The sequence below is a fragment of the Herbiconiux sp. FW305-C-125 genome, assembly GCF_058783455.1.
This window is the reverse complement of the sequence record NZ_JBYSYO010000012.1, coordinates 83,720-100,339: the sequence shown is the minus strand read 5'-3', so window position 1 is coordinate 100,339 and position 16,620 is coordinate 83,720. Positions and strand designations below refer to the sequence as shown.

16 protein-coding genes and 1 riboswitch are annotated in these 16,620 nt (G+C 72.8%); of the genes, 5 read left to right on the top strand and 11 right to left on the bottom strand.

Annotation, left to right across the window (positions count from 1 at the left end; translation table 11 throughout):
* Nucleotides 1-35: 35 nt before the first annotated feature.
* From AC3WLB_RS21380 to AC3WLB_RS21370, 3 genes are read right to left on the bottom strand one after another with little or no spacing between them, the layout of a single operon-like run.
* Nucleotides 36-1,070 (bottom strand): NAD(P)-dependent alcohol dehydrogenase, encoded by a 1,035-nt coding sequence (locus AC3WLB_RS21380; RefSeq protein WP_492509505.1) that lies wholly within the window; start codon nt 1,068-1,070, stop codon nt 36-38.
* A complete protein-coding gene (locus AC3WLB_RS21375; RefSeq protein WP_492509503.1) occupies nt 1,067-1,543 on the bottom strand; it encodes a universal stress protein in 477 nt (158 codons plus the stop codon). Before AC3WLB_RS21375 ends, AC3WLB_RS21380 begins: the two co-directional genes overlap by 4 nt.
* Nucleotides 1,540-2,439: a universal stress protein gene (locus AC3WLB_RS21370; protein ID WP_492509501.1), complete on the bottom strand. Its 900-nt coding sequence runs from the start codon at nt 2,437-2,439 to the stop codon at nt 1,540-1,542. The genes AC3WLB_RS21375 and AC3WLB_RS21370 overlap by 4 nt, the downstream gene beginning before the upstream one ends.
* A gap of 156 nt (nt 2,440-2,595) precedes the next feature.
* Between AC3WLB_RS21370 and AC3WLB_RS21365 the strand changes: the two genes are divergently transcribed.
* Entirely contained in the window at nt 2,596-3,081 is a 486-nt protein-coding gene (locus tag AC3WLB_RS21365) for a pyridoxamine 5'-phosphate oxidase family protein (protein ID WP_492509499.1), read from the top strand.
* On the opposite strand, the gene AC3WLB_RS21360 is transcribed toward AC3WLB_RS21365, so the two are convergent.
* The 7 genes from AC3WLB_RS21360 to AC3WLB_RS21330 form a co-directional block, all read right to left on the bottom strand.
* Entirely contained in the window at nt 3,030-4,289 is a 1,260-nt protein-coding gene (locus AC3WLB_RS21360) for a sensor histidine kinase (RefSeq protein ID WP_492509497.1), read from the bottom strand. The two genes, AC3WLB_RS21365 and AC3WLB_RS21360, sit on opposite strands and share 52 nt — an antisense overlap.
* Nucleotides 4,286-4,954: a response regulator transcription factor gene (locus tag AC3WLB_RS21355; protein WP_492509495.1), complete on the bottom strand. Its 669-nt coding sequence runs from the start codon at nt 4,952-4,954 to the stop codon at nt 4,286-4,288. Before AC3WLB_RS21355 ends, AC3WLB_RS21360 begins: the two co-directional genes overlap by 4 nt.
* Before the next feature lie 35 nt (nt 4,955-4,989).
* Nucleotides 4,990-5,742 carry an FAD:protein FMN transferase gene (locus AC3WLB_RS21350; protein WP_492509493.1) on the bottom strand — a complete coding sequence of 251 codons (753 nt, stop codon included), beginning with the start codon at nt 5,740-5,742 and terminating at the stop codon, nt 4,990-4,992.
* Nucleotides 5,743-5,744: 2 nt separating this feature from the next.
* Nucleotides 5,745-6,287 (bottom strand): FMN-binding protein, encoded by a 543-nt coding sequence (locus tag AC3WLB_RS21345; RefSeq protein WP_492509491.1) that lies wholly within the window; start codon nt 6,285-6,287, stop codon nt 5,745-5,747.
* A complete protein-coding gene (locus AC3WLB_RS21340; protein ID WP_492509489.1) occupies nt 6,284-7,708 on the bottom strand; it encodes a ferredoxin reductase family protein in 1,425 nt (474 codons plus the stop codon). Before AC3WLB_RS21340 ends, AC3WLB_RS21345 begins: the two co-directional genes overlap by 4 nt.
* A gap of 102 nt (nt 7,709-7,810) precedes the next feature.
* Nucleotides 7,811-10,060 carry an LLM class flavin-dependent oxidoreductase gene (locus AC3WLB_RS21335; RefSeq protein WP_492509487.1) on the bottom strand — a complete coding sequence of 750 codons (2,250 nt, stop codon included), beginning with the start codon at nt 10,058-10,060 and terminating at the stop codon, nt 7,811-7,813.
* Between the two features lie 10 nt (nt 10,061-10,070).
* Nucleotides 10,071-10,622: a TetR/AcrR family transcriptional regulator gene (locus AC3WLB_RS21330; RefSeq protein WP_034334072.1), complete on the bottom strand. Its 552-nt coding sequence runs from the start codon at nt 10,620-10,622 to the stop codon at nt 10,071-10,073.
* 81 nt (nt 10,623-10,703) lie between these two features.
* A riboswitch (TPP riboswitch) is annotated at nt 10,704-10,795 on the top strand.
* Here AC3WLB_RS21330 and thiM point away from each other — a divergent pair.
* The 4 genes from thiM to AC3WLB_RS21310 all read left to right on the top strand — a co-directional run bounded on the left by thiM (nt 10,787) and on the right by AC3WLB_RS21310 (nt 14,188).
* Complete coding sequence (gene thiM, locus AC3WLB_RS21325; RefSeq protein ID WP_492509484.1) at nt 10,787-11,596, top strand: hydroxyethylthiazole kinase; 810 nt, start codon at nt 10,787-10,789, stop codon at nt 11,594-11,596. Its footprint overlaps the riboswitch before it by 9 nt.
* Nucleotides 11,593-12,240 carry a thiamine phosphate synthase gene (gene thiE / locus AC3WLB_RS21320; protein ID WP_492509482.1) on the top strand — a complete coding sequence of 216 codons (648 nt, stop codon included), beginning with the start codon at nt 11,593-11,595 and terminating at the stop codon, nt 12,238-12,240. Before thiM ends, thiE begins: the two co-directional genes overlap by 4 nt.
* Nucleotides 12,237-13,769, top strand: coding sequence for a bifunctional hydroxymethylpyrimidine kinase/phosphomethylpyrimidine kinase (locus AC3WLB_RS21315; protein WP_492509480.1), 1,533 nt, complete (start codon nt 12,237-12,239; stop codon nt 13,767-13,769). Before thiE ends, AC3WLB_RS21315 begins: the two co-directional genes overlap by 4 nt.
* Nucleotides 13,770-13,789: 20 nt before the next feature.
* Nucleotides 13,790-14,188, top strand: coding sequence for a hypothetical protein (locus AC3WLB_RS21310; protein ID WP_492509478.1), 399 nt, complete (start codon nt 13,790-13,792; stop codon nt 14,186-14,188).
* A 234-nt stretch (nt 14,189-14,422) separates the two neighbouring features.
* On the opposite strand, the gene AC3WLB_RS21305 is transcribed toward AC3WLB_RS21310, so the two are convergent.
* On the bottom strand, nt 14,423-16,597 hold the full coding sequence (locus AC3WLB_RS21305) for a N,N-dimethylformamidase beta subunit family domain-containing protein (RefSeq protein ID WP_492509476.1): 2,175 nt from the start codon (nt 16,595-16,597) through the stop codon (nt 14,423-14,425).
* Nucleotides 16,598-16,620 lie beyond the last annotated feature (23 nt).

Here is a 16,620-nt window from a genome sequence, read left to right as displayed (position 1 = left end):
CTCCTGCTCCTGCTCGTGCTCGTGCTTGTGGCGCGTCAGGGGACGACGACGGCCCTGCCCCGGATGGAGCCTTCGTGCAGCCGGCGGTAGGCCTCCGGGGCGTCGTCGAGGCTGAAGCGCTCGACATGCACCCGGAGCTGCCCGTGCGCGGCGAGTTGGAGGACCTCGATCAGCTCGGCCCTGGTGCCCCAGTACGGGGCGCGGACGCGCGCTCCGAACGGCGTGGAGAAGAAACCGGTCGGCAGCACGCCGCCGCCGATCCCGACGATCTGGATGTCGCCGTCCGTCGCCACGACCGTGCGGGCGATCTCCAGGGTCGGTGCCGCGCCGACGAAGTCGAACACCGCGTCGGCTCCCCGGCCCTCGGTGAGGGAACGGATGCGCTCGGCCGCGTCGGCGTCGGAGGCCACGGTGTGATGGGCGCCGACCTCGGCGGCGAGGGCGAGCTTCTCGGGGTCGGTGTCGAGCGCGATGACCGTCGCTGCCGACACCGCGCGGAGGATCTGCACCGCGACGTGGCCGAGCCCGCCGACACCGATCACGACGGCGGTCGAGCCCGGGCGCAGGGAACCGAGGCTGGAAGCGATGGCATGGTAGGGCGTGAGGCCGGCGTCGGTCAGGGAGACGCTCTCGACCGGGTCGAGGTCGCCGAGCGGAACGAGATGCCGCGCATCGTCGACGATCAGGTACTCGGCCATCGCGCCAGGCGCCCCCAGGCCCGGAGGAGCGATGCCGAGCGCGGCGGCATTGCGGCAGTAGTTCTCGCGACCCTGCGCGCACTCGTGACAGCGGCCGCACCCCCACGGCCCGTAGACGGCGACGGCGTCGCCCACGGCGACCCCGGAGACGCCGTCGCCGAGCTTGTCGACGACCCCGGCCCCTTCGTGGCCGAGGGTGAGCGGAAGGCCGTAGACGTACTGATCCGCCGGCAGGCTCATCAGGAAGGAGTCGGAGTGGCAGAGGCCGGCCGCGGTGACCCGCAACCGCACCTGGCCCGGCCCCGGTTCGGGCGTCTCGATCTCGACCACCTCGGGGGGTGCGCCGATCGTGCGGTACTGCAACGCCCTCATCGCTCGGCTCCCCGCTCTTCGGCGGCCTGGTCGTGCACGACGAGCACCGGGCAGTGGGAGTGTTCGGCGCACTGGGCGCTGACGGAGCCCAGCAGGAGCCCGGCGAACCCGCCGTGACCGCGGCTGCCGACCACGAGCAGGTCGGCGTTCTTGCTCTCGTCGATCAGGACGAGGGCGGCCGAACCCTCCCGGGTGCCGGCCGAGAACCAGTCCGGCCGGGAGGCGCCGAACACGGCGGTGGCGACCTGACCGGCGATCTGCTCGGCGTCCCGGTCGGGGTAGTAGATGGCCGGTAGCGGTGTGTACGAGATGGGGTAGCTCCAGACGCAGATCGCGTCGACGCGCGACCCGAACTTCTCGGCGATTCCGACGGCGCGCCGGAGCGCCTCGATCGACGCCTCCGATCCGTCGACCCCGACGACGATCCGGTCGTATCCGGCCGAGCGGCCGGCGGTGGTGTCCTTTTCGGTCATGCGCTTGTCTCCTTTTCGGTCATGCTGCGCTGAAGGTCGAGGGTGACGTCGCGGACCCGGTCGCTGACCACGGCCACGGGCACGTCGAGGTTGAGGATCAACTCATGGCTGACCGAACCGAGCATGAAGCGGTTCATCGAGCTGCGGCTCCGGCAGCCGACGACCACCAGTTCCGGCAACGGCGAGAACTCCAGCAGCGCCCGCACGGTGTGCCCGTGAACCGTGACGGCGGCGATCTCGAGGCCGGGGTGGAACTTCGCGACGACGGCCTCGACGTCGCGGACGACCAGCTCGTGCTGGCTCGCGATCTCGTCGAGGACCTCCTGGTCGTAGACGAAGGCGTCCTGCCAGATCGCCGGCTCCTGCCAGGCGTGCACCAGGTGAAGCGGAACACCGCGGAGCTCGGCCTCGGCGGCCGCGAAGAGCGCCGCGCGCAGCGAGGTCTCCGATCCGTCGACACCCGCGACGACGCCTCGACGAGTGCCCGTGCCGAGGCGCGGGACGATGGCGACCGGCCCCAACGCCGATGCCGCCAGGCGAGAGCCGAGCGACCACGCGAAGCGCTGGCGCGGGAAGTCCCGGGTCTGCGTGCCGAGCACCACCAGCGTGGTCGGGTCGGTGGCGCGGCGCAGGGCATTGAGCCGGTCGCCGATGACGATCTCCCCGGTGACGCGATGCCCCGGCAGTTCGTGGCGGACGCGCGCCGCCTCGTCGGCCACCGCGGCCGCGGCGACGTCGAACTCCTCCGGTCCCACGGTCTTGCCGGGAATGAGGCTCGCGTCGTCGGCCACGGTCAGCAGCACGAACTCGGCCGTGCTGTCGGTGTGCCGGGCGCGCTCCACCGCCCAGTCGAGTGCGGCCCGGCTCTCCGCCGAACCGTCCCATGCGACGACCATCCGCTGATCCATGATGCCTCCGCTCCGTCCGGCCGATGGTGATTCCTTACTCAGCGTCCCGCCGTCCGGGCTTCGCCCCAGGGCCGAAAGTCCCACCGGCCCGTCGCAGGACCTTCGGCCCGCTGTGCGGCCGGTCGACCGGGCATCCTCGAAGCCATGACCGAGAACCCCTACCTCATGAAGGCCCGGCCGGAGCCCGCGGCGGGCACCGCCGAGGCGCTCGATGCTGCGGAGTGCTGGGCGCTGCTCGGGACGACCGGCATCGCCCGCCTCGCCGTCGTCGACGAACGGGGCGCCGACATCTTTCCGATCAACTACCTCGTGAAGGAGCGCTCGGTGTTCTTCCGCAGCGCCCCCGGTACGAAGATCATGAGCCTCACCGAGCATCCGGGGGTCGCGCTCGAGACCGACGGAACGGCGGCACGGAAGCGCTGGAGCGTGGTCGTTCGCGGGGAGGTGCGACGCCTCGAGGACGACGCCGAGATCGAGGCGTCAGGGGTGCAGGAGCTGCCGACGATGACCGACTCCGAGAAATGGAACTACTTCGAGATCCGGCCCCGCGCCGTCACCGGCATCCGCTTCCGCGCCGCTCAGGGGGCGAGGGGGAGCGTGCAGACGACCACTCCGCCCGGAGCGGTCTGATCGATGGTCACCGTGCCACGGTGGCGGCGGATGATCTCGGCGACGATGGCGAGACCCAGACCGTAGTGGCGCACGGCGCCCGCGCCGGTGGACTCGAGGGCGCGGCCGCTGGCGAAGCGCTCGAACGCGTTCGCCGCGATCTCCGGCGCGAAGCCCGGCCCGTCGTCGGTGACGCGCACCACCGCGCGGCCCGCATCCGCTGTCACCGAGATGTCGACGGTGGAACGGGCGTGGTCGAGCGCGTTCGACGCGAGCGCGACGACCAGTCGCAGGAGAGCCGCCCGCGAGCCCGACACGGTGACCGCTGAGGGGTCGCCCGATCGGGTGAGGGCGACACCACGGGAGTCCGCGTCCGGGCCGAGGAGCCCCGCCGATTCGTCGGCCACGGCGACCAGGTCGACGTCGACCGGTTCGGCGACGCTCCGCGGATCCGCCGCGATGAGCAGGTCGTCGAGGATCTCGGTGAGGGCACGCGCGTCGGCGACGATCTCGTCGACCGAGTCGCGCACATCCGCGGGGAGGCCGGCTGCGCCGCGCCGCCGCAGCAACTGGGCCCGCGTGCTCAGCAGGGTGAGCGGGGTGCGGAGCTCGTGGCTGGCGTCGGCCACGAACCGGCGCTGCAGTGCGAGCGCGTCGGCGAGCGGGCGGATCGCCCGCCGCGCCATCAGGTACGCGGCGACGAACGCGAGCACGGCGGCCACGGCGCCGGCGACCAGGAGCGCCGCGCCGAGCCGGGTGAGTTCTTCGGTGCTCTCGTGCAGATCGAGGGCCACCTGCACGACGCGGTCGTGGTTGCGATCGCCGGTGGCGGAGGTGGTGAGGAGCAGATAGCTCCGGCCGTCGACCGTGCGCTCCGATCGCTGGTCGCCGCCGCCTGCGGCCACCGACTGCAGCGCGGCCGGGTCGAGGAGCCCGGACGGCATGCCGGGAGCGGAGACGACCTGACCGCCGGTGTGCCCGTCGACGACGGTCAGGTAGATGCCGTCCGGAGCATCCTGAGGGGAGTCGATCTGGGTGGCGGCCACGAGGGCCCGCTCGTTCGACTCGGCCACGCTGTTGTTCACGATCGCGAAGACGATCCCGCCCACCAAGAGGATGAGGAGCAGCACGAGGGCGGTGAACTGCGCGGTGAGGCGCAACGCGGCGGGGCGCAGGTCGTCTTCGGTGTGGTTGCCGCCTCCGGTGCGCCGAACCCGCCGGCCGGTCACGACAGCGCCCCCAGGCGGTACCCGATCCCGCGGATCGTCGTAACCGTCTGGCGCCCGAGCTTCTTGCGCAGGTAGTGCACGTAGGTGTCGACGACGCCGGGATCGTCGGCGTCGGGGAAGACCTCGGCGAGGAGGTCCTCCCGCTCGAACACCTGGTTCGGGCGGCGGGCGAGCCGTTCGAGCAAAGCGGCCTCCCGCTCGGAGAGCATCACGTCCTGGCCCGCCCGGGTCGAAACCGTGCGGCTCGCGACGTCGAAGGTACCGCCGGGCACGGCCACCATCGGCACCGAAGTGCGATGCCGCCGCAGCAGCGCGCGCACGCGGGCGAGCAGTTCGTCGATGTCGAAGGGTTTGCCGAGGTAGTCCTCCGCGCCGCGGTCCAGTCCCTCGACCCGGTCGGCGGGATTGCTGAGGGCCGAGAGCACGAGTGCCGGGGTGAGGACGCCCCGGCTGCGCAGTCGCGTGAGCACGTCCAGCCCCTCGAGCACCGGCAGGCCGCGGTCGAGCACGATCGCGTCGAACTGCTGCGTCAGCCCCTCGTGCAGGGCTCGCTGGCCGTCGCGCGCCAGCACCGTGTCGTAGCCCTCGGCCGTCAGCAACTGGTCGAGCAGCTGCGCGAGGCGCACGTCGTCCTCGACGAGCAGGATGCGGGCGCGATCCGACATGCTCGAAGTATAGGGAGCGCCCGGCCCGGCCGGGGTCATGCGGGGGCGAGACCTGCGGCGGTCAGGCCGGGCGTGGCGGTCAGGCCGCCGCGATCGTCGACCAGGAGGGCATCCACGTCGAAACCGTCGAGGATCTCCTGGCAGCGGTCGGGCCCGGCAGCCAGGATCGCCGTGGCGAGCACGTCGGCGGTCAGGATGTCGTCGGCACACACCGACACCTGCCGGAAGACGCCGGCACCGGATGTGCCCGCGCGCCAGACGTGCTCGCCCCGCTCGGCAGTGCCCGAGGTCGCGAGCGCGCGGCGGCGCCCGGTGAGCTCGACCGCGCCGAGCAGCTCGCCGCGGTCGTCGGGGTCGACGATGCCCACCCGCCACGGGGCCGCCAGGAACGACCCCCGAATCAGGATGTCGCCGCCGGCGTTGAGCATCCAGTCGGTCTGAGCAGCCCGGTCGAGGATGCACCCGGCCGCGTCGATCGCCTTCGCCTTGACCGTACCGGCGAGGTCGACGACCCCGTCCGGGCGGTGCGGCGTGAAGGCACCGGCGGTGCGTCGTTCCCACTCGAGCGCCTCGGCGTACGCCTCCCGCAACTCCGGAGTCGTCCTGGTCAGCGCCAGGTCGCCGCGAGCCACCCGGCTGAGTTCCGAGTCGGGGCGATAGAGGCTGAACCGCCGGTCGAACTCGCGGAAGGCCTCCTCCACGGCGGCCAGCACGGTCGCGTTCGGGAGGGCATCCGCGAAACGCAGGCTGACCGTCGTTCCCATGGTGTCGAACACGTGCACGGCCACGGTCAGAGGCCTGCCTGGTCGAGCGCGGACTGCAGCGAGCTCAGGTAGCCCTCGCTCGTGTATGTGGCGCCCGAGACGCCCTGGATCTTCGCCGACTGCGCGGCGAGCACCTGCTGGCGGAGCATCGGGGCGGCCCGGTTGCTGATCGAGACCGAGCGCGAATCGCGGTCGGTGAGGTGCAGGGCGACGACGTCGGTGATCGTGCCGTCCTGCACCGTGATCTGCACCTGCACGTCGCCGAACCGGGTCGAGGCGGATGCGCCGGTGAAGGTGCCGGAGACCCCGGTCGGGGCCGGTGCCTGCGTCGACGGCGCGGTGGTGGGGGCGGTCGTCGGGGCGGTCGTCGGCGCCGGGGTGGACCCGGAGGACGACGAGGTGGCCGGTGATGATGCCGCCGGTGTGCCTACCGAGTCCGGCGACGCGGGCGCGGTGCCGGCCGACGCATCCGTCGCCGTGCCCACCTGGCCCTGGGTGCCGAGCTGCCAGCCGACCGCGATCACGGCCGCGGAGGAGAGGATGCTCAGGGCGAGCGCGCGGGCCCTCACCAGTCGAACCTCTCCACGTGGATCTGCGCCTCGGGGAGCCCGGCGGCCCGGGCGTCGCGGATGACGAGATCGGCCCAGGACTGTGGCCCGCAGACGTACAGGTCGGAGTTCAGCAGGTCGGGGAACGCCGTGGTGATCGTGACCCCGCGAGCGAGGGCCTCCGCCGACATCCAGGTGGCGAGGCCCCGCGGGCGGGCGCCGAGCATCGTGTAGACGGCGTTGCCGCGCATGCTGCGGAGCTCGCCGATCTCGTGCCACAGGTAGGTCTGCGCGGGATCGCTGCCGCGCAGGATCACGGTGGCCTCACCGGGCCGGAGCGCGGAGTGCTCGAGCAACGACCGCACCGGCGTGATGCCGATGCCCGCGGCGATGACCGCGACCTTCGGGGCGACCCGGTGACTGTCGGTGAACACGCCGTACGGCCCCTCGATCGATACGCGGGTGCCCGGCCTGACCCGGCTGATCGCTGCGCTGCCCGACCCCAGGTCGCGCACGGTGATGCGGGCCGAGGTCGCGGTGGGCACCGCGGAGAAGGAGATCGGATGCGCGTGCCACCAGGTCGCGCCGGTCCAGAACCGCCAGATCGCGTACTGTCCGCCGTGCGTCTGGAGCCGGTCGAGGCCTTTGCCGCGCAGGTGCAGCGACACCACTCCGGGCGCCACCGCTTCGACGCCTGCGACCCGGATGTCGTGGCGGGCGCTGCGGAAAGCCGGAACGAGGAACCGGAACACCGCGATCGACCCGAACGCGAGCACGTAAAGCGCGATCCAGTAGACACGCTGCACCGATCCGGCGGCGAGCACGCCGCCGGCGCTCAGCTGATGCGGCACCGCGGTGAGCACGGCGAGGTAGCTCAGCAGGTGGATGAGGTGCCACGCCTCGTACGAGAAGCGGCGGCGCACGGCGACGACCGAGGTGACCACGACCGCCACGAGCAGGGCCAGCGCGAGGTAGGCCAGAACCATGTCGGTTCCCCGGAACAGGCTGACCGTCTCGGCCACGACGGTGACGCCGTCGGTCATCGCGTACCCGATGGTGAGGAGCACTCCGTGCGCCAGGATGAGGTACAGGGCGGGCTTGCCGAGGCGGCGGTGGAACGCCATCGCGGTGTCCTGCCCGACGACGCGGTCGATCACCGGGATGCGGGCCGCGAGCACGAGCATCACGAGGATCAGGTCCGTTCCCACCAGCCCGGTCACGATGCCGGCGGCGGTGAGGCCGGAGGCGAGATCGGTCACTTGGCCGAGCCCGCCGTACGCCAGCCACAGGCTCACCGCGGCGGCGACCGAGGTCCAGCACAGGGCGACCATGAGGTCGGCTGCACGCATCCGGCGGCGGCCACGGATGCGTCGGGCGCGGTCCAGCGGGTCGGTCGCGCGGCGGTGCTCGGCGCGGGGCGCCGTGAGGGTGCGTTCGGTCATCGTCAGCTCGATTCGGGTGAGTCGATCGGGGTCTACCCTCTCAACGATCATCCGAATTTCTTCCAGCCTTCTTAGAAGGCGGGCGCGAATGGCCGGCGGAGCCTACCCCGTGACGGCGACCTCGGCCGCGATGGCGAAGTTGTCGCGGAACAGGCTCTGCGGGTCGACCCGCGACTTGATCGCGCGGAGGCGCTCCAGCGTGGCCGGCGGGTAGGCCTCCTCGATGCGCTCGGGGCGGAGCGACGTCTCGAAGCTCAGGTAGAGCCCCCGCGAGTGCGCCGCGATGTCGGCCCAGGCCGCCGCCAGTCGGCCCTCGTTCGAACCGAAGGTCGCGATCGAGAACGCCGCCGAGCGGTGCGCGAACGCCGTCGCGTCGTCGGGCACGTCGGCCACGGCCCCGCCCAGTGCACGCAGCGAGAAGAAGTGGGTGGCGCCGCTCGCGAGCACGCGGGCCATCGCCGCAGCGAGCTCGGGGGTGATGCGGTCGACGAGGGCCGACCGGGTCACCGGCTCGCCCGCGCCGCGCTGCGGACCGTGCTCGTTGTTCGCCATCACCTGCGCGTAGCTCGTCAACTGCACCGACTGCTGCAGCAGCGGCCCGAGCTGCGCGAACGGCTGGAGCCGTTCGATGACGGTGTCGGGGTCGGCGGAGTCGATCATGGTCATCACGATGGCCGCCGGTGGCTGCCCGGGCCGGGCACCCGACATGATGAGGAAGCTCGTGACGTCACGCGGCGCCGCCTGCACGGCCGCGCCCCACCCCTCGAGGAAGGCCGCCGGGTCGCTCGCCTCGATCACGAGCTGGGCCCAGCCCACTTCGCCCACCTCGTCGACCTCGAAGTCGAACGACGTGACGACGCCCATGTTCGCGCCGGCGCCGCGCACGGCCCAGAACAGGTCGGGGTCGGTCTCGGCGTCGACGCGCACCACCGAGCCGTCGGCGAGCACCATCTCGACCGCACGCACGTGGTCGATGGTGAGACCGTGCTCGCGGGCGAGCCAGCCGATGCCGCCCGCCGTGGCGAGCCCGCCCACCCCCACGCCGCCGTAGTCGCCCGAGCTGAGCGCCCAGCCGTGCTCGCCGAGCGCCGCCGCGACATCCGCCCAGATCGCGCCCGCGCCGATGCGCACCAGCCGTCGCGCGGGGTCGAGAACCTCGATCGCGTTGAGCCGGCGGAGGTCGATCACGATGCCGCCGTCGTTCGTGCTGCGCCCCGAGATGCCGTGCCCGCCGCTGCGGATGGCGAGCGGGACATCCGGATGCTCACGCGCGAAACCCACCGCCAGCGCCACCTGCTGGGCGTCGGCGGGTTGCAGCACGAGCCCCGGCCGGCCGCCGCGCATGTACGTGTTCGCGACATCCGGGTACTCGAAGTCGCCCGGCTCGATGGCGTGCACCCCTGCGGGGACGGCGTCGTAGGCGATGCCCGCGCGGCGCTGCGCGAGCGCCGCGACCGAGCGCGCCGGCCCGGCCGCGACCGCGAGCCCGCTCTGCGCCCGCTCGCGCTCGACGAGCTCGCGCACCAGCGGGGCGACCTCGGCGCCGAAGTACTGCAGGGCCTGGGGGTCGTCGGCCATGGCGATGAAGGTCGAGACGCCGTCGGCGAGCGTGTAGCCGGCGAGCTCCTCGGCCCAGGCGCGCGCATCCTTCGGTGACGGCCCGATGTTCAGCAGCCGCCGGATGCTCCGCGGGTCGCGGCCCGCGGCCTGGGCGGCCTCGTCGATGCGCTCGTTGCCCCGGGCGTACTCGCCCGGCTCGAGCCAGGGGAGCGAGGGGAGCCAGCCGTCGGCGGCACGGCCGATGAGCGCGAGCATCCGCGGTTTGCGGGCGCCGAGCCAGATCGGGATCTCATGGGCGGGGCGGGGGCCGCGCTTCGCGCCGTGCACCGAGTGGGTCGAGCCGTCGATGAACACACCGCCGCGCTGCGCGGTGTCCCAGCGCGCCCGGATGATGGCGATCGCCTCTCCCAGAGCGGTGACGGCCTGGCCGGGGGTGAGCTTCGGGGTGCCCATCGCCTCGATCGCGTCCCAGAACGCGCCGGCGCCGAGGCCGAGGTCGAGGCGGCCGCCGGAGAGGAGGTCGAGGCTCGCGGCCGCGCCGGCGAGCACCGCCGGAGGCCGCAGCGGCAGGTTCAGCACGTTCGGCGCGATGTGCACGCGTTCGGTGGCGGCGGCGACGTAGGACATGAGGGTCCAGGTGTCGAGGAACGACGGCTGGTAGGGGTGGTCTTGGAAGGTGACCAGATCGAGGCCGGACGCCTCCGCGAGCTGGGCGAGGCGCACAGGCGTCTGCGGATCACCCGCGGTGGGGGTGATGAAGGCGCCGAAGCGCAGGTCGTGTCCGTAGTCCATGGTGATCCTTTCAGGCGCGGATGCCCGCGATGAGAACGTCGAGAAGAACCGGCCGATCGGCCGGTGAGCCGAGGCGCACGGCGTGCTCGACGCCGCATACGAGCCGCTGCAGTTGCGCGGCCGAGAGGTCGGCGCGCACGGCGCCGGTGGCCTGGGCGCGGGCGAGGACGGTGCCGAAGCCGGCGTGCACCTGCGCTCGCGCCGCGGTGCACTCGCTGTGCACCGCGGGATCGGAGCGTTCGAGGTCGACGAGCACGGCCTGGAGGCCGGAGTCGGCGAGCTGCAGCGCGAGCGCGTCGTCGAGGAACCGGCGGAGCGCGACGAGCGGATCGGGCTCGCGTGCCGCGGCATCGGCCGCGTCGCCCAGGCGGCGGAGCGATTCGACGCTCAACGCCTCGACGAGCGCGCGCACGGTGGGGAAGTGCCGGTATACCGTGCCCACGCCGACGCCGGCCTCGCGCGCAACCTCGTTCAGCCGGAGGTCGGCCGCGTCGTGCCCCTTGGCGACTTCGAGGATGCGCTCGCGGCTGCGCACCGCGTCGGCCCGGACGGAAGGAGTCATGAAGAACACTGTACCCCTAAAACGGATTACTTATCCGTTTACGGCGGAGGACTCGGCGCCAGGTCGGCTAGCCTGGAGGCAACACGTGACACGGGGTGCCCTGCGGGGCTGAGAACACACCCGTCGAACCTGATCTAGTTCGTACTAGCGAAGGGATGTCGCGCATGACGCGCACGCCGGAACAGCTGACCCAATCCACCGTCGACGCCTGGCAGGCGGTGCGCGAGCAGGCACCGCTCGTGCAGTGCCTCACCAACGCCGTGGTGAGCAACTTCACCGCCAACGCCCTCCTCGCCCTGGGGGCCGCGCCCGCGATGGTCGACATCCCGGGCGAAGCGGGCCCCTTCGCCGCCGTCGCGTCGGGCGCGCTGATCAACCTCGGCACCCCGACCGCCGAACAGCGCACGGCGATGCGCGAGTGCGCGGCCGCCGCCGGTGCGGCCGGCACGCCGTGGGTGCTCGACCCGGTCGCGATCGGCGCGCTGCCGGTGCGCACGGCGCTCGCGGCCGAGCTCGTAGCGCTTCGCCCCGCGATCGTGCGGGGCAACGCCTCGGAGATCATCGCGCTCGACGGCGCGGGCGAGGGTGGCCGCGGGGTGGATGCCGTCGACACGGTCGAGGATGCGGTCGCCGCCGCCCGCCGCATCGCCCGCCGCACCGGGGGAGTGGTCGCGGTGTCCGGCGCGGTCGACGTCGTGACCGACGGCACCGACGAGGTGCGTCTGGCGAACGGAGACCCCCTGCTCACGCGGGTGACCGGCGGCGGCTGCGCCCTCGGCGCGGTGATGGCCGCTTTCGCCGGGGTCGGCGAGGACGGGCTCACGAGCGCGATCGCGGCCGTCACCGTCTACAACATCGCCGCCGAAGTCGCCGCCGGGCGTGCCACCGGCCCCGGCAGCTTCGTGCCCCTGTTCCTCGACACGCTCGCCGGCCTCGACGCCGCGACCCTGCGCATCCGGGCGGTCGTCTCGTGAACGCCGACCTGAGCCTCTACCTCGTCACCGACACGCGGATCGCGGGCGCGGCCGGGCACGACCTCGTCGACCTCGTGCAGGCCGCGACGGCGAACGGCGTGACGGCGGTGCAGGTGCGGGAGAAGGATGCGCCGGCGCGCCGGTTCCTCGACACGGTCGCGCGGCTGGCACGCGTGATCCCGGCGGACGTGGCGCTCATCGTCAACGACCGCGTCGACGTCTTCCTCGCCGCGCGCGCTGCGGGAGAGCGGGTGGCGGGCGTGCACGTCGGGCAGTCCGATCTGCCGGCTGCGGCGGTGCGCGAGCTGATCGGCGCGGCGGCGGTGCTCGGGCTGAGCGCGTCGACGCCGGAGCAGCTGGCGGCGGCCGCCGATTCGGGCGTGGTCGACTACGTCGGCATCGGCGCGCTGCACGCCACCGCCACCAAAGCGGATGCGCCGCCCCCGCTCGGGCTGACGGAGTTCGCTCGGCTGGCCGGCCTGAGCGCGCTGCCGGCGGTCGCGATCGGTGGGGTGACTGCGCCCGACCTTGCGCCGCTGCGGCGAGCGGGTGCGGCAGGTGCGGCGGTCGTCTCAGCGATCTGTGCGGCGCCCGACCCCGGCGGTGCGGCACGGCAGCTGCGCGCGACGTGGGACGCGGCATGAGCGGGGACCAGGTGGCGGCGGCGCGGGTGCCGCGGGTGCTGAGCATCGCGGGCACCGACCCGACGGGCGGAGCGGGCATCCAGGCCGACCTGAAGAGCATCGCCGCGAACGGCGGCTACGGCATGGCGGTCGTGACCGCTCTCGTCGCACAGAACACCCACGGCGTGCGGTCGGTGCACGTGCCGCCGGTCTCCTTCCTCGCCGAACAGCTCGACGCGGTCTCCGACGACGTCACGATCGACGCGGTGAAGATCGGCATGCTCGCGGGCGCCGAGGTGATCCATACGGTCGCCGGGTGGCTCGACCGGGTGCGGCCGCCCCTCGTGGTGCTCGACCCGGTGATGGTCGCCACGAGCGGCGACCGCCTGCTCGACGCCGACGCCGAGGAGGCCCTGCGCGGACTGCTCTCCCGCGCCGACCTGGTGACCCCGAACGTGCCCGAGCTGGCCATCCTGGCGGCTGAACCCACGGCGGAGAGGTGGGACGAGGTACTCGACCAGGCGGGCCGCGTCGCCTCCCGGTACGGCGTGCGGGTGCTAGCGAAGGGCGGCCACCTGCCGGGCGCGGCGGGGGAGCGGATGCCCGACGCCCTCGTCGAGGCCGACGGCGGCAGAGTGGTGGTGACCGAGTTCCCCGGCGTCCGCATCGACACCCGCAGCACGCACGGCACCGGATGCTCGCTCTCCTCCGCGATCGCGACCCGGGTCGCCGCCACGGGCGACTGGGCCCTGGCGGCGGCCGAGTCCAAGCGGTGGCTCACCGAGAGCATCCGGCACGCCGACGAGCTCGAGGTCGGCACCGGGCACGGCCCGGTGAACCACTTCGCCGGCCTCTGGCGGCGTGGCGGCACGACCACGGCGCCGACGGCGGCGGAGGTCGAGGCCGAGTGGTGGGGTGCTGTCGCGGGCATCCGCTCGGCCATCGACGCCCTGCCGTTCGTGCGCGGGCTCGGCGACGGCACCCTCGATCGCACCACCTTCCTCGACTACCTCGGGCAGGACGCCCTCTACCTCCGCGACTACGCCCGGGTGCTCGCCGGGGCCGCCCGGCTCGCCCCGAGCTCGGCCGAGCAGGCGTTCTGGGCCGGCTGCGCGCAGGGGGCGATCGCGGGCGAGTTGCAGTTGCACGAAGCGTGGCTGACGGATGAGGCGCTCCGCGCGACCCGGGCCGACTCGGTCACCACCGCGTACCTCGACCACCTGCTCGCCACCGCGACCCGGGGCGACCACCGGGTGCTGATCGCTGCGCTGCTGCCGTGCTTCTGGCTGTACCACGACGTGGGGCAGCGGTTGCATCCACGGTCGCATCCCGCGCATCCGTACCGGTCCTGGCTCGACACCTACGCCGACCCCGCCTTCGCCGCGTCGACCCGTCAGGCGATCGACGTCGTCACCACGGCTGCGGCCGCCGCCGACGAGCCGACGCGCGCGGCGATGCGCGCCGCGTTCCTGGTGTCGGCCGAGCACGAGCGGCGCTTCTTCGGCGAGCGGGGGCTGCCCGGCCGCACGGGAAAGGTGCGGGCGGAGTGACTTCAGGGGAAGGTGGGGGGATGAAGCAGATCACCTATGCCGGCGAATCCGTGATGACCTCCGACGAGATCGGGACCGTGCTGGTGGAACTGACCGCGGCACTGGCGAAGAAGGGTCTCGCCGAAGCCGTCGTCATCCCCATCTGCGACGACTCCGGCGGCGACCCGCGCACCGCCGAGCTCGTGATCGGGCAGGGCAACGACGTGCTCGCCGTGCCCGTGGACGCCGAGGCCGACGAACCGGACTTCGCCGCCGAGGTGACCACGCTGCGCGAGCAGCTCGCCGCACTGTCGACCCGCAACCGCACGATCGCCACCGCGGAACCGGGGGAGCCGGGCGAAACGGACGAGCCGCAGTTCGACTACGACCTCGACCTCGCGAACGTCGACGGCCTCGAGAGCGGCGCGACGCCGAAGTAGCCGGGGCGGCTCCGGCCTCAGGAGCTCGCGCGCTTCTCCCATCGTTCCGCCAAGCAGAACGATGCGGTTCCGCAGCGCGGACCCTGTCCCGGGATGCGCATCCTGCGTCTGACCCGGACCGATAATGGCTGCTCAGCGGCCGCGAAGGAGCCGTGCAGGCTGAGTGAGCTGGCGCTGCGACATCCGGAGCATATTCCAGTGGCAGCTGTTCGTGGTGGGCGTGGCCGAGCCGGGTCAGGCCCGAGGCCCCGCACCGCGGCGGAGCAGTTCGCCGAGGACGTTGCCGATCACCGTCGAGACCGAGTTGTCGTAGCCGTTGTGCGACAGCGCACCCGTGAAACAGATCGAGCCGACACTGAAAACCGCGCCGCCGCCCGCTCGCTCCAGCCACGTCATGTCCGACCGCACGTCCGCGCACTCCGAGCCGCCGAGGCCGGCGCGCGACGCCAGGACATCCTCACCGGCAAGGAGGTAGAAGTCGCTGTGCGGAGTCGACGAGGCCAGCACCACGGTCTCGGGCGGGCTGCCGCGTTCGGGGTCGAAGCGGTCGATCTCGTCGCCGGAGGACCCGTTCATGATGAGCCCGAACTCGCCGATCACCTCATCCGTCACCCCCTCGAACACGAACGCGTACTCCGGGGCGAGATCGGCCGACCGGCGGTACCCCGGCGCCTTCGAGTCCCAGCCCTGCGCCGTCATGCCGATTCCGGTGAGGGCGTTCGGCCACCGGCCGCGCTGGCGCCACATCCCGCCCGGCTCCCCGGTCGTGCTGTGGAACCCCTCGCCCGGGGCACCCTCGGACGGCCGGGTGCCCACCGGGCCACGCCGGATCTCCAGCAGGTGCGGCCGCGCCGCGTCCTGACTGGTCACCCAGTAGAAGCCGTTGCCGCCTAGGTACATGAGGGAGCCGCCGGCGTCGGCGTGTGCGTCGAAGGCGTCGAGCATCCGTGCGCTCACGTACTCGGGGTGACTGCCGGTGATGACGACGTCGTACCCGGCGAGGAGGGCCGCGCCGTCCCGGTGCAGATCGTGGTCGGTCAGCACGTCGAAGCGGTACCCCTTCTCCATCAGCCAGTCGACGAGGTACAGGTCGGCGCTGAGGTGCCGGGGCGCATCCTGCAGCCAGGCCCGGTAGTCGGGGCGGAGGTTCGGGATGGGCCGCAGGTGGGTGGAGTACGAGCAGGTGCTGCCGTCGGAATGCACGTCGTACATGCTGAGCCCCCACTCCGGATGCTCGGCGAGCTCGAGATCGCGGTGACCGGGGTGGATGGGGTGGTCGCTCATCTGGTCGCCCTCGAAGTCGAGCCGGGTGACCATGCGCTCGTTCCCGTACGCGATGTAGGTGAAGGTGGGCAGGAGCACGGCGATCTGGGAGCGCGGGCCGCCCTGCGGCGGGCGCACCACGAACGGCACGTGGTCGAGGAGGTCACCCGCGCGGAGCTCCAGCGCGTAGACACCGGATTTGAGCCCGTCCGGCACGGTGAGACGCAGACTCGGCGGCCAGCCGGCGTCGTCGAGGTCGTCGTCGTGGAAGTGGATCGCGGCGTACTGGTCGGGGACCTTCGTGAAGTCCACCTCCTCGCGGCGCCAGGTCGACCCGGTGGCGGCCCGCAGAGGCGCGTTGACCACGAGCCCGTGGCGTTCCTGCCCTGACACGTCGATGCAGAGCGCGGTGCCCGGCTCCCGCTCGAACCGCCAGTCCCCGACGACCGCGCGCGATCCACCCGGTGACCGTCGGGCGATCACGGGATGCTCGATCTTGCCGTTGAAGACGCCGGCGGGCACCCACTGCGCACCGCTTCTCGCGCAGCTCGTGGCGCCGAAGACCGCCGAGACGGCGGGGGAGCCGAGCGGGATCGGGCCACCGGCGGCAGCACCGGACCAGCACTCCCGCCTCTCGCGAACCTCGGTGCACCGGGCGGCGACTCCGCCGTCGTCCGCGACCTCGAGCTCCAGCCGGTACCAGCTGCCGCGCCGCCACGGCACGGCGATCGACGCGACCTCGCCGCCACCGCCCCGCACGCTGACGGCGGCGTCGTCGTCGATCACGACCGTGAGCACGGCCGATCCGTCGGCCGCGAGGAGGGCGAGGACGCCCTGCTCGCGACCCGCGGCCGGCGCGGTCGGCTGCAGGATCACGGAGAGGTCGAGCCCGGCCGGTGAGTGGCTGCCGATGCTCGGCACGACGATGCACGATCCGAGGTGCACGTCGCGCAGGCCCCCCGGCACCGTGTGCCGCGCGACACCCGGGACCGGGAGGATGCGGCGGCCCGGCCCCTGCGGGTTGTCATCGCCGTGGCGCAGACGCACCAGACCGACCTCCACCTCGTCGGCGCTCGCGCTGATCATCAGATCCACGTCTTCGCCGGGTTCGGCGGAGAGGGTGTTCAGGTATCCGGTCAGAGTCATGCGCTTCTCCTTCGAGGTGGTGT